Source organism: Bdellovibrio sp. (assembly GCF_036384735.1).
In the GTDB taxonomy this organism is placed as follows: Bacteria; Bdellovibrionota; Bdellovibrionia; order Bdellovibrionales; family Bdellovibrionaceae; genus Bdellovibrio.
Genome location: NZ_DASVLT010000029.1, coordinates 39,407 through 52,492, shown reverse-complemented (window position 1 = coordinate 52,492; position 13,086 = coordinate 39,407). Strand labels below are relative to the sequence as shown.

At 45.2% G+C, this 13,086-nt stretch carries 12 protein-coding genes; 9 read left to right on the top strand and 3 right to left on the bottom strand.

Features of this window, described 5'->3' with window-relative positions; genetic code table 11:
• The first annotated feature begins 128 nt into the window (after window positions 1-128).
• Window positions 129-665, top strand: coding sequence for an NADPH-dependent FMN reductase (locus VF412_RS08515; protein ID WP_331338806.1), 537 nt, complete (start codon window positions 129-131; stop codon window positions 663-665).
• 123 nt (window positions 666-788) lie between these two features.
• Window positions 789-1,136, top strand: coding sequence for a hypothetical protein (locus VF412_RS08510; RefSeq protein WP_331338805.1), 348 nt, complete (start codon window positions 789-791; stop codon window positions 1,134-1,136).
• Window positions 1,137-1,253: 117 nt separating this feature from the next.
• Here the strand turns inward: VF412_RS08510 and VF412_RS08505 are convergent, their stop codons facing one another.
• On the bottom strand, window positions 1,254-1,895 hold the full coding sequence (locus VF412_RS08505) for an NAD(P)H-dependent oxidoreductase (protein ID WP_331338804.1): 642 nt from the start codon (window positions 1,893-1,895) through the stop codon (window positions 1,254-1,256).
• Between the two features lie 179 nt (window positions 1,896-2,074).
• On the opposite strand from VF412_RS08505, the gene VF412_RS08500 reads away from it, so the two are divergent.
• The 6 genes from VF412_RS08500 (at window position 2,075) to ftsY (ending at window position 8,789) form a co-directional block, all read left to right on the top strand.
• Window positions 2,075-2,482, top strand: a complete 408-nt coding sequence (locus VF412_RS08500) for an Rrf2 family transcriptional regulator (protein WP_331338803.1) — start codon at window positions 2,075-2,077, stop codon at window positions 2,480-2,482.
• Complete coding sequence (locus VF412_RS08495) at window positions 2,482-2,676, top strand: DUF5522 domain-containing protein (protein WP_331338802.1); 195 nt, start codon at window positions 2,482-2,484, stop codon at window positions 2,674-2,676. Before VF412_RS08500 ends, VF412_RS08495 begins: the two co-directional genes overlap by 1 nt.
• Before the next feature lie 140 nt (window positions 2,677-2,816).
• Window positions 2,817-4,436, top strand: coding sequence for a microtubule-binding protein (locus tag VF412_RS08490; RefSeq protein WP_331338801.1), 1,620 nt, complete (start codon window positions 2,817-2,819; stop codon window positions 4,434-4,436).
• Between the two features lie 12 nt (window positions 4,437-4,448).
• Window positions 4,449-5,363 carry a hypothetical protein gene (locus VF412_RS08485; protein WP_331338800.1) on the top strand — a complete coding sequence of 305 codons (915 nt, stop codon included), beginning with the start codon at window positions 4,449-4,451 and terminating at the stop codon, window positions 5,361-5,363.
• A 2-nt stretch (window positions 5,364-5,365) separates the two neighbouring features.
• Window positions 5,366-7,474 carry an FHA domain-containing protein gene (locus VF412_RS08480; protein ID WP_331338799.1) on the top strand — a complete coding sequence of 703 codons (2,109 nt, stop codon included), beginning with the start codon at window positions 5,366-5,368 and terminating at the stop codon, window positions 7,472-7,474.
• Window positions 7,475-7,559: 85 nt separating this feature from the next.
• A complete protein-coding gene (gene ftsY / locus VF412_RS08475; RefSeq protein ID WP_331338798.1) occupies window positions 7,560-8,789 on the top strand; it encodes a signal recognition particle-docking protein FtsY in 1,230 nt (409 codons plus the stop codon).
• A gap of 57 nt (window positions 8,790-8,846) precedes the next feature.
• Here the strand turns inward: ftsY and VF412_RS08470 are convergent, their stop codons facing one another.
• Window positions 8,847-9,533 (bottom strand): oxidoreductase, encoded by a 687-nt coding sequence (locus tag VF412_RS08470; RefSeq protein ID WP_331338797.1) that lies wholly within the window; start codon window positions 9,531-9,533, stop codon window positions 8,847-8,849.
• A gap of 11 nt (window positions 9,534-9,544) precedes the next feature.
• Complete coding sequence (locus VF412_RS08465) at window positions 9,545-11,020, bottom strand: hypothetical protein (RefSeq protein WP_331338796.1); 1,476 nt, start codon at window positions 11,018-11,020, stop codon at window positions 9,545-9,547.
• A gap of 176 nt (window positions 11,021-11,196) precedes the next feature.
• On the opposite strand from VF412_RS08465, the gene VF412_RS08460 reads away from it, so the two are divergent.
• Window positions 11,197-12,903: a hypothetical protein gene (locus VF412_RS08460; protein ID WP_331338795.1), complete on the top strand. Its 1,707-nt coding sequence runs from the start codon at window positions 11,197-11,199 to the stop codon at window positions 12,901-12,903.
• Window positions 12,904-13,086 lie beyond the last annotated feature (183 nt).

The following is a 13,086-nucleotide window of genomic DNA, read 5'->3' as shown; positions in this document are numbered from 1 at the left end:
TTACACTCCGACTCCGTCGGAGTAGGGAAGTCTGCTAATGCCTTCGTAAGTAAAGGCATTCTAAAATCGAAGCCTGAAACCCACAACTTGCGAAGGTTGTGGGTTTTTTATTTTAAGGACTTTATTATATGAAAATCTTGGCGATTTCAGGAAGTTTGCGTTCGCAGTCAACGAACACTGTTATTTTGCGTGAGGCTTTGAAGTTGGCTCCCACAAATGTCGAAACGGTTTTATTTGAGGGACTTGCGGACCTTCCGCATTTCAATCCTGATTTGGATACAGACACACCACCGAAAGCGGTTCAGGAGTTTCGTGCTCTTTTGAAGTCTTCACAAGCGTTGCTTGTGTGCAGTCCGGAGTACATTCATGGCATTCCAGGTTCCTTGAAAAATGCATTTGATTGGATTGCCAGAAGTGGCGAATTGGATGGAATGCCTGTGGGAATTATCAATGCGACTCCGTCAATGGATGGGGCAGGATATGCCCATGAAGCACTGAAGGAGGTGTTGAAAGTGCTTTCGAATCGCCTGGTTCCCGAGGCCATTTTGATTGTTTCCGCAGTGAAAACCAAGATACAAAATGGGCAGATTGTGGATTCCCAATTGAAAAATACACTATCTGAAGCGCTAAAAGCCCTAACAGATGCAACCCAGCAGTCAAAATAGTAGACATTCTTCATAGTTATTACAGGGAATTGTCAGGATTTAGGGGGAGGGGTTTCGAAGCCTCTTGATCTCTGTTAGGTTCCTCAGCGAAACAAAACCTGGAAATTTTTTTGGAGGAATATCATGAAAGCTCTTTTTGCTATCGCGGCAACTCTTTTCGCGACTTCTGCATTTGCAGGAACTGAAACAATCACTTGCGCCTACAACAGCAATTCGGACTATCAGTTGGATATCATAGTTAATACTCAATCTTCTCAAATCGTTGGCGCTTCTATCTACAACGTGGACTGGTCGCAACGTCCAGAGTCAACATTCAAAAAGACAATCGCTGCCGGCGCAGTGAATCCTGTCCAAGGTGTGTCTGTAACTTTGGAAGACAACACGACTTTAGATATCGACTACTCAGTATTAGAAAAAGGTCACGCAGGTGCTGTGATTGTAAACGGTTCTGACGAATATCACTGCTGGTAATTCCGAACTGTTACGGAAATCTATTTGGACGTTGTTCGTAAATTGAATTGAAAAGAAAAAGCCCCGTACCGGAAGAATGGTACGGGGCTTTTTTTATGTGGCGGGATCAGCTTGTGACTACTTCACGTACTCAATCAGTGCGTCGTCAGAAAAGCGGACTTTTTTAAGAGTTTGAAAAGAATCTTCGGAATGTCGATATCCCAAAGCGACTGTAGCAACGGATTTCCATTCTGTGCCTTCGAGGCCTAGAATTTTATTGTAAGCATCCGGATCGAAGCCCTCCATCGGAGTCGCATCAATCTTTAACAAAGCAGCTGTTTCGAGCAAAAAGCCCATAGCGATATAAGCCTGACGTTGAGACCAAACGTTGATTTTTTCCTTCGGTCCATTCGCCAAGTTTGAAATCATCATGTTTTTGTAGTCGTTAAGAGCCTCGTGAGGGATTCCGCGAACTTCAACAATGCGATCGATATATTTTTGTACAAAGTTGGCATCGATGCCGTCACGATAGAGGAAGACGACATAGTGGCTTGCGTCTGTGACTTGTGTTTGATTCCAAGAAACTGCTTTCAATTGTTCACGAACAGCAGGGTTTTCAACTACCAAGAATTTCCAAGGTTGAATACCATAAGAGGAAGGGGCTAGTTTCAAAGACTCAGTCAGAGTTTTCCAGTCTTGAGCCGAGATTTTCTTATTGGCGTCATATTTTTTAGTCGCATAACGCCATTCAAGGGCTTCTTGGATTTTAGCATGATTCATTTTTTGAGTTCTCCTGTTAATTGTAACAACAATAGACACATTATGCCGGACCTTTTATTTAATTGCAACAGTAAATGATACATTTAAGGAAAAGTCACGAAATCGCTTCAGAAAGGCCCCGAGGTGGAGGCTATGTCCTTAATATTGTTTCTTTTTGGATCCTGCGATATAGTGAGACCATGCTTGATCAAAGGTTTGCAGCCTCAGTTCATATAATGACGTTAATGGCCTATCACCAAGGCGACTTGGTGACGTCAGAATATTTAGCAAGCAGCATCCGCACAAACCCGACAGTGGTTCGCCGTCTTTTATCAAAGCTTGTCGAAGCGGGTTTGATTGAATCCTTTAAAGGAAAAGCGGGCGGTGTGCGTATGGCCAAACCTGCGAAAGAAATTTCTTTAAAAGATATCTATAAAGCTGTTTCCAATAAAGCCTTGATCAACTGCCGCGAAAACGAGCCAGAAAAACAATGTGCTGTAAGCTGTTCGATGAAGGAAATTTTCAGAGAAGTGGCAAGCGGTCTTGAAACAAGCTCGATGAATTATCTGGCGAAGATCAAGCTTTCGGATCTAGCATCTAAAGTTTAATGTCGAACAAACTCTCAAAAGAAATTGAAGAAATTCACGATAAGGCCTGTGCTCAAGGCAAAGAATCATATATCGATCCTGCCACGGGCTATATGGTTTTCACTCGCATGTTCCATTTGAAAAGAGGACACTGTTGCAATTCGGGCTGCCGCCATTGTCCTTGGAAAAAAGATAAACAATCCGACGAAAAATAAATTCGATCTTTTTTGTCTCTTAACCGAAGCGTTAATTTCTTCGACAATTCCACGAAAAGAAATCCACAAGATTCTGTTTTTGAGTCAGACGCTTTCCGGGCAATCCTGTTATTCTTTGTGCCAGGTGGGGTGTGTTTGTTATGGCGTTTAACTATGAAAAACACAAAGTTAATCATTCCCAAGATAGTTTCTGGACTTCTTACTCGGATCTCTTCTTAGGACTCAGCACGATCTTTCTTCTTTTGTATGTTGTATCAAGTCTCAGAACGGGAACAGATGCTTTGCGCAGTCAGATTGAGAATCAAAAGCTCACGATGCAAGTCGAAGAGCTTCAACATCAACTCAAAATGTATGAGTCGGTGAAAGATGACTATCTAGTTAACCAGGCTCCCAAGGATGAAGTGCAGGAGTACCAAGAGCTTATGGATAAGCTCACGCTACTTCAAGAAGACGCGAAAACCGAAAAGGATCGCCTTATTCAAGAGGCTTTGGAAAACGACAAGAAATCAAAAGCTCTTAATAAGTACCAACAAATGGTTCGCAATGTCTTGAATGCGAATAAAGCGGCGAAATCTAAGATCATGAATCGTGATGATTTGATCAAAGATCAAGATGTGGAAATCGCCTCTCAAGAAGGGCAGATCAATAATTTACAGCAAGATATTCAATCCAAGAAACAGTTGATTGCTCAAGGTGAAAAACAAATTCAGGAAACTCGTCAGGCCTTGCAGAAACGTCTGAACGAACTTCGTTATTCCTATAAAATGAATAAGTTGAACAAAGCAGCCTTCGAACAGAAAATGGCTCAAGTACGTAATGAAGCGCACCAAAAGGTGGTGGCTTTAAATGGAGCGAACGCTCAATACCAGGCTCAATTAGCACAAGCCAATGCACAGTTAGGAAAAACTCAAGGAGAGTTGCAGAAAACCCAAGGATTGTTAGCGCAGAAGGAAGGCGAGAACGTAGGGTTGCAAGGGAAATTGGGACAGGCGCAGGGACAACTTGCGGCGCAACAAGGACAGTTGGCGTCCATGGCAGGACAGCTCAATTCTACACGTGGGGCTTTGGCTAACACGCAAGGACAGTTGTCTGCAACAAAGGGACAATTGGCTTTTACTCAAGGCCGCTTGGCCTCAACAGAAGGTCAGTTGAATGCGACTCAGGGACAACTTGCAAAAGCGAAAGCGGAAATCGAAGCACGTAAATCTGTGGCCGGCGAAATCCAGAAGGGTTTTGCCAAAGCCGGTGTCAAAGCCGATATCGATATGCAAACAGGTGACGTGGTTTTGGATTTCGGTCAGGCGTATTTCGATTCAGACTCGGATCGCTTAAAGGCCGAGATGAAAGGTGTGCTGGAAAAAGCAATGCCGGTGTATTCACAGTCACTGTTTGGAAATCCAAAAGTGTCAGACAAAATTTCTGCTGTCGAGATCATCGGGTTCGCATCGCCAACGTATCAGGGGCGCTTTGTAGACCCGCACAGTTCAAAACCTGAAGACAAGAAGGCTTTGAAATACAACATGGATTTAAGTTACCGCCGTGCGAATTCGATCTTCAGTTACTTGCTTGATGAGCAAAATATGAAGTTCGACCATCAACGAGATTTGCTCGCACGTATGAAAGTCTCGGGTCGTTCATTCCTAGAGGTTATGACAGTTCAAAATCGCAACGTGGCTTCGGCAGCAGAGTTTTGCAAACAGAATGATTGTAAGAAAGCACAGCGGGTGATCATCCGCTTCAGTATGGATGCTAAGAAGTAAAGGTGGTGGGTTGTGAATAAGAAAATAGCTGCAGAGTATTTTATCCTGTGTTTGCCTTATGTGATGGCTGGTATATTTCTGTTCGGGCTTTTCTTCCGGGCAATGATTTACTACACAGTTCGCCGTCATGAATGGTTCTCGAAAGAGTTCGAAAAACGCGTGAATCGCTTTATCGACTCGGAGGTGCCGGGCAAGGTGAAAGATGTTTCATTTTATGTTTTGGCGAAGAAGACCCTTGAGCGCACTTATTATGAAGTGTTCGAGATTCGCGATCGTATGAAGCGACGTCGTCCCGACGCGATAATGGCTGTTAGCGACAGGGTCTTTCTAGTACGCCAAGGTTGTGCGTGGCTTGTGAAAGATATTTTGAAACAGGTGAAATTCTTAAAGTGGACCGAGGAAACTCCAAAACTTTTGAATATCACCAAGGCGACGTTAGAGCACAATCCATGCTTTAATCGTGTGTTTGGCATCTTTCCGATGACAGGGCTGAATGACTTGATTTCTATCTTGCCAGGCCTTTTTGTCGTGGCCGGTATCCTTGGGACATTCATTGGTATCGCGGGCGGCTTGTCAGAGCTTGGGACGATGAATCTGCAAGATTTGGAAAATACCAAGAACATCATGGATCGCTTCCTTCACGAGATCTCATATGCCATGGGGACTTCAATCACCGGTATTATCTTCTCGCTCGCGTCCCACGTGGTGAATGTGATTTTCAACCCTGAAAGATCCTATGTGTCGATGGTCGATCGTTTTGAAAGCGCCTTGGATTTGTTGTGGTACAGAAGTGATAACAATAACTATCCAGAGCATGAAAGACCATTTGATGAGCATCGTGATGCGGTCGAGGCTTTGGCTGAAGACGCATTAAATAAAGAAATCGGCAAGGCCGCCCCTGCAACGGCTGTTGCTCGAGGAGCTTAACAGTGAATAAGTTTACGGTCACAATCCATCGCAAGGATCAAATTCTTACCCGCGATGTGGGAAAGGATTCCTTTACCATAGGCCGCTCGTTGGATTGTGATATTTCATTGAATGAAACTTTGGTCAGTCGTGTTCACCTGGTGGTGAGTCGCCGCTGGAACCAAATTTGGATCGAGGATAAGAACTCATCCAATGGCACTTTCATTAATGGAACGAAGATTGTGCAAAGCACGCCGGTAAACGTCATCAATACGGATAAGATTCAACTAGGAAAATCAGAATATATTCTCTTCATTGACTTGCAGTCTGAAGAAGTGCAGCCCGAGCCCGAGTTGCCAGAACTTCCTCCAGAGCGGGAGCCCGCAGTTCCTGAGGCTAACCTTGATGAAACGGTGGCGATGCCGCCACCGTCGATGGCTCCATTTCAAGCGGAAAAAATTTTGCATGAAGCAAAACGAAAAGCGGCACAGATTATTTTAGAAGGTGAAACCCAAGCGGAAAAGCGTGTGCAAGTGATTTATCAAAAAGCACGGGATGCGCAAGCGCAGGGGGATATCTTTTATCAAACACGAATGGCAGAAGCTCACAAAGAGGCCGATGCCATTCTTTCAGACTTCCAACGTCAAGGTCATGCTTTGTTGCATGATGCTCGCACAATGGCCCAAGAGCTGCGTGAAGAAGTTGACATGTATGTACAGACTCTTAAGGCCAAAGCTCGCGAGGATGTCGAGAACATGACATCAGAGGCGACTTTGCAGGCGGAACGCATGAAGGCTGAAGCCCTGGAGCAGGCTCGAGCCGCGGGACAGTCCGAAGTGGATGCGCTTTTAAAACGCGCCCAAGAGGAAGCTGATCGTACCATCGAGTTTTCAAAACTTCAGGTGTCAGAAATCCAGGCGAAAGTGATTGGGGACCGCGAAACTTTGGCGGGGCTAGAGAAGTCCTTGAGAGATGTAAACGATGAGCTTGTAAAAGCTCGTGAAAATTTGACATCAACACAGGAGCAAGATCAGCAACTAGTGGCGGCTTTAAAAACAAAGGATGAAGACGTCAAAGCTTTGACGAAATCTCAGCAGGAATTGACTGTTCAACAGAAAAAATTAGAAGACGATTGCAAAAGACTTACCGAAAAGCAGGCGCACTTGAGCATGGATATCCATGATCTTGAGTCCAAGAAAGATCATCTCTTTAAAGAATATGAAGGTCAGAAGATTTTTTTGAATGAAAAGCTAGAAAAAGAAAAATCGCAACTTGCGAAGTCAGAAGAAGAACGTCTTGAGGAAATGCGTCTTGAGACCTCGAAACGTTTGCAAAAGATGGAGCAGGATCTTTTAGACGATATCATTCGTAAAAAGACAAATATGGTGAAAGAGATCCACGCTTTGGTAGAGCGTGAGATCATGAAGATCATGGAGCCTGCTCAGTGGAATTTGATTTCTCCGCAAGTGGAGCAACAAATTCAAGAGGCGGTTGATGGTCGTGTGGCTTCGCTTTCACAATCTTCGGTAGTAAATCCCGATCGTCCGGTAAACTTGTTGAAGAAGCGCAAAAACGAAAAGCTGCGTTGGGCGACAGCGGGCCTTGCGATGGGGGCGTTGGTTTACTTCTTTAGCCAAGTGGCTGTCCAGAAGGTCAGTGAAGATAAAGCTCCGCTGCGCACGATCGCCGCTGCGGAAGCGAAGCAACGCCAGGACGATCTTGAACGAAGAAAGTTCAATCCTCCTCAGGCGGAAGAGATTAAAGACTCGTACACGGACTCGGTCATTTACACGCGCAATTATCCTGAAATTTATTTGGATAACAATTTCCAACAGCGTTTGTATAAGGCCACAGCTCAATATCTTTTAAAAACTTGGCGCATCGACGAAGATCGATCTTTGCAAGTGTTGTCAGCTTCGAATGCTTTAGTGAAAGAACTGGTCGATCGCAAAGCGAAGATTCACCCCGACTTTATCAAAGAGGGCCTGGACAAGATGCATCTGTTCGAGAATCAAACTTTGGCGCGCATGAAGGATTTATTGGGTTCAGAGGTGCGTCTAGAGTCTTATCGCCGCTTTGAGCGCAATTTCTACAAAGAGGAAGTTCAGCGTCGTCGAATGGCGCAACATTGAGCTGCTGACGCGCCACGCAAATACTCGTCTGAATTCACAGTCTCTCGATTCTAGGCTAAATAAGTGCTTTTGAATTGGAGGGGCTATGTCACCCGGTCATGAACAACAAATCGAAATTCTTTTCGGAGCTGCTGCCATTCTTTTGACAGTGATCTTCGGCGCCATCTTTATGGGCTTCATCAGAACCCTGCGCGAAGAAAGAAAAAAAGAACAACTGGCTCATCAAGCAAAAAAAGAAATCTCTACGACTGAGAAAACATCTGAAAAAATTTTGGCACCTCAAGGTGCTTCTGCGGAAGCTCCGGCTGGCGTTGAAGAAGAGGAAGAAACATTAGCTCACATCGATTCAACCGGCGAAATCGTTTCTGACATCGAAGCCGTTGATTTAGCCGTCGATCTAAAAGAGGCGCTGAAGAAAACCGAAGAAAATCTTTTCGGCCGTATTCGGAACCTGTTCAAATCTGATTCCAACAATAAACACTTAGATGAAATCGAAGAGATCCTTTACACAAGCGATCTTGGTCCCATCACAGTTCAACGTTTGATGAAGGCCCTTGAAGAAAAACTTTCTAAGAAAGAGCGCGCTGACTATGAGTTGGTCCGCGAAACCTTGAAGGAAGAAATCAAAAATATCTTCGCGGGTTCGCACTCAGCATCTCATGGCCAAGGCATTTTGCAAAAGATCAACTTTGCATCTGAAGGCCCAACGGTTTTGATGATCGTGGGTGTAAATGGTGCAGGTAAGACGACTTCTATCGGTAAGATTGCGGCCCAACTAGCTGGCGAGGGCAAAAAAGTTTTGGTGGCAGCTGGGGATACGTTCCGTGCAGCAGCAGGTGGCCAATTGAAAGTATGGACGGAAAGAGCTCGTGTTGAGATCTTCTCGCCAGAGGGTGTGACAGATCCAAGTGCGGTGGCTTTTGATGCTGTGGCAAAGGGAAAAGCACAAGGTTATGACGTCGTGATTGTCGATACGGCGGGCCGTTTGCACACTCAAGCGAACTTGATGGAAGAAATCAAAAAGATGAAACGTGTGATGACAAAGGTTATTCCAGAAGCTCCTCACGAAACCTTGATCGTTCTTGATGCGAACTCGGGACAAAATGCTTTGATGCAAGCGAAAGAGTTTAACACGGCCCTTGGTTTGACGGGTGCGGTTCTAACTAAAATGGATGGCACCGCAAAAGGTGGTGTGGCGGTGGGCTTAGCTCAAGAGCTGCATATTCCGATCAAGTTGATCGGTGTAGGCGAGCGTATTCAAGATCTTCGTAGTTTCTCTGCGCAAGAATTTGTGGATTCGCTTTTCCAACACTAAATTTTGAAATTAAAGACTAAGAAAACGCCTTCATAGAACTCTACAAAGGCGTTTTTTTTAAGTATGCTGGTGATAATGTCCATCGGCGATTTTTTGAATTTCATCCGATTCGTAGATGAAATGTCCCGGATGGAAATTCAAAGTGGCAATGGCCATGCCCTTGGCGATATCGGTAGCCTGAATACCGCGATATTTTTTTAATGGTCCCACTAAAATTTTATTCATGAGGGGATTTAGTTTCTGTGCAATTTCTTCGGCACGGCGCTTTTCTTTACGATCACCTAAAATCAAAGATGGTCTAAAGATCTCAACCTGAGGAATGTTCAAGCTGCGCAGATCTTTCTCCATTTGGCCTTTGACCTGATTATAGAAGAATGCTGAATTTGCATCAGCTCCCATCGCAGAAATCACAATGAATTTCTGGGCTTTGCAAAGCTCGGCGATCTTCGCAAAGCGAATGACAAAGTCATGATCGACCTTGTAAAATTCTTCTTTGCTACCAGCTTTTTTGATTGTACTTCCTAAACAGCAAATGAATACGCCGGCTTTCATCGCGTCGATGTGATCTTCCATTTTGTCTAGATCAAGAATTAGGTTTTCACATTTCGGCGGTAAGCGTCCCATAGGCGAGCGGGTGATCGCCTTTACACTGCGAACAAGATCGATATGGGACAAAAGCAAAAGGAGCTCGTGACCAACAAGTCCCGAAGCTCCTACCATGCAAACATCTGTGGGATAGACCATTTAAAACCTTACTAATGATTATTATTGTTGTTGTCCTTTGGATATAGAACCTCTGGAGGATTGTGGGCCCCGGAGGTGACCAAGAAACGAGGCAGTGTGTTTCTAAAATCCAATAGACCGCTTACGTGAATTTTTCCTTTCACGGCAGCTTCATCTGGATGATGGTAGTCAATGAAACGACCTTCATCAACGAGGAAGTAGCCAGCGAAGTGAGTTTTATCTGCGTCCTCTTCGCGACCGGAGTCAATGCGATAGCGATCGCCGGATTTACCGGTGGAAGCGGTATAGCGATAATCCAAGCCATTCACCTTGGGATATTGATTCACATCAAAGACACCTTGATCTAACAAGTTCAGACCGGGTGTCACCTGAACACCTGCCGCTAAAACGCCGCGAGCATCCGCTGTTAAACCGTTGACCTTCTGCGCGCCTTCCGTCACCAAGATGAAATTCCAGTGAGCGGGATTTTTATAGTTGTTGGCATAACGAGGGAAAGGCGTGATGGTCTTTTTGAAAATGCCAGAGATAATCTCTTTTTCTCGTGTCGACTCGCGAGCGTACACTCGATACACGTCAGTCCCAGGGACCAAGAAGGATCTCATGAATGCGATAGCACGGTTTTCAAGTCGTGTGCATCCGTGTGAGCCGGGATTAGAAAAGATATTGATCAAAATTCCACCAGTGACATCAATCGACTGAGCACCATCTTTGCCCCAACCAATTGTTCCGTGCATCCACTGATAGTTTACACCGTCGTTTTCATCAGCAGGAGTGATCTTCGCTGCATACCAACCGAAGGCGCCATAGATTGTGTCTTTACCATCGGCTCCTTTGACCATCCATTTACGCGAACCCAAAAGACTTGTCGGGCTGTCACTGATCGGTGTTGGAATTGTTTTAATGTCTTGGCCTGCGGTATACCAGGGCGGATAAGTTGCCTGACCGTCGCTATAGAACTTTACCCACTCTGAAATCTTGCCATGACCTAACCAAGTCATGTAGGCGTAGCGATTTTCTTTTGTCCCTTCCTCATTGCGACCCACCACCATATCAGTTTCAAAGATCAGGCGGTGAGGGCAGTCCGGAGATGTCAAGCAACGCTCATACACGCGAGTTTTTTCCGTGGCGATATTCTGAATGACGAAATATTTATTTGCCGTTGTAATCGATGCGGCCTCCGCCAAATAATCTTTGGAAACATAATAGTTAGAATTGGCATCGAAGTCATTTCCAGAGGAAGAGATCACTTTCACTTCAACGAGGGGTGTGGATGGTGACAGAGGATCCACCACCTCCACGGTGTCATTCAGATTCAAGATGCCGACGACATTCTTGTCTGTGACACTCGCAGTACTACGCACATTGAGATAGTAATAAGAAATGAAGTAGCGATGTCCTTTTTGTAGCTGCGCTTTTTCTAAGGCTTGTGCTGTCAGGAAAGGGATTGTGACAATTAACATGGTTAAGAGCAACTTTGGAAGCTTCATGAATTCTCCATTTTATTAAGAGTCGGAAATTGATGCGAACTTTCCACCTAGATGCGTGACTGCGCCAGACGAAAGTTTTACGAAGAATGAAGACAGTTCTCATAATTGGTCAAATTGTTATTCCGCAATCTAACTCTGATTTCTTCAGGGGCGACTACCACGCACAAGGAGGATGCATGAAATGGTTCCTGGTATTTCTTTTATCAATCTCATCGATAGCCGCTAATGCACAGTCTGCTGATTGGAGGGTTACAAAGCCCACGTGGACTCAGCAAGACGAACAAAGTTTCGGTGATTTCATCTCGCGCCTTGGTGCTGCTGTTGAGAGACGTGAATGCGATATGGTCGATAAGTGCATGCGCAGTGGCGCCAATCCTTATTACCCGACAGATCCTGCGGGTCTTCGTTACTTTGCTGACTGTGCAGATCTTCCTTACTTCTTACGTTCCTATTTCGCCTGGAAGAATGGTCTTCCGATGTCAGTGGAAAGCTCTGTCTCGGCAAGACCCGTGCCTGGCAATTCCGGGGATGTTCGCTACACTCCATTTGGAAATTATGTGACGGGTCGCTTTGATGTTTTGTCGCGCAATTCGGCGGGACGTACATTTGACTCGTGGAACGATTTCTGGGGCAGCATTCTTAGAACCAAATATCCAAATGCAGTCAGCCTTCTTAATGGAACACTGACCGATGTTACGTACTCTGCCTCTTATCGCATGATGGGGGTCGAAGATGGAACATTGTTCACGGATTATTATCCTGTGAAAATAGATCGTGAAGGCATTCGTCCAGGTACGGTGATTTATGATCCAAATGGTCATGTCACTATCATCTACAAAGTCACTGACGATGGCCATGTCTATTATATCGATGCACATCCAGACAACACGTTGACGTCCGGTATGTACAATCAAAAATTCGAACGCAGTAATCCTTATCAAGGTGCAGGCTTTAAGAACTTCCGTCCTTTAGCGTTGGTCGGCGCGAAAGTGGATTCCAACGGCGCCTATGTCGGTGGAAAAATCGTCGGAGCAAAAAATAACCAATTGGCTTCGTACAGTCTTGAACAGTTCTATGGAAACTCTCCAGATCCGGCGGGGGATTGGCTGAAAGGGCAATTCCTTTATAATGGAAAACCTGTACCGTACTATGACTATGTTCGCATTAAAATGGCGAGCGGTACTTTGCGCATCGATCCGTTGCAAGATATGCGCTCGAACGTAAATGATATCTGTGTCAGTTTGAAGGATCGCGTTGTGGCAGTGGATACGGCATTGAAGTCCGGTGTGCAAAATAAATCTCATCCAGATCGTTTGCCATTGAATATTTACGGTTCAGACGGAGAGTGGGAAAACTATGCGACGCCATCGCGGGATGCACGATTGAAAGTGTCTTTTATGGAGTTGTTGTCGTCGTCCAAAGACGCTATTCAGCGATATAAGGTCGGCGATCCAACCATTATCTACAATGGGCACAATCTGCCTCAGGATTTATTGAAGACTTATCAAACTGAATCCCGCGCGTGTCAGATTACGTACACCAATACAAGTGGCCGTCCTGTGACCTTGGATTTAGAACAAATCAGACAAAGGCTGTTTGATATGAGCTTTGATCCTTATCACTGTGCAGAGCTTCGTTGGGGTGCAACCAATTCCCAAGAACTTTCATCATGCCGTGACGATGCAACGAAACAGGCTTGGTGGCGCCAGGAAAGATGGCTCCGCTATCAATACGAGCGCACCTATGACTCACGCATGGATTATTCTTTGAGTGAACTAAACGGTCCTAAACCGGGTGCGGGCATCGCGAACCCTCCGGATGTGGATATCGTGAAGTATCTGAACAATCCGAAGTTGATTGGCACTCCTGCTTCGCAAGAGTAGGAAGCTTAGATGGATTCCAAATGAGCTTAGAGAACAGGGACCGCAGGGATGCGAGTCCCTGTTTCATTTTGAGACGGCATTTGCCGCGAAAAGTCCCCTGTCAAAAAATTAATCTCTGAACCACGTGAAAGACTGCTGACGACCGCGTTGCTTTTAGTTCATTCGCCGAATTGTGGCATCTTT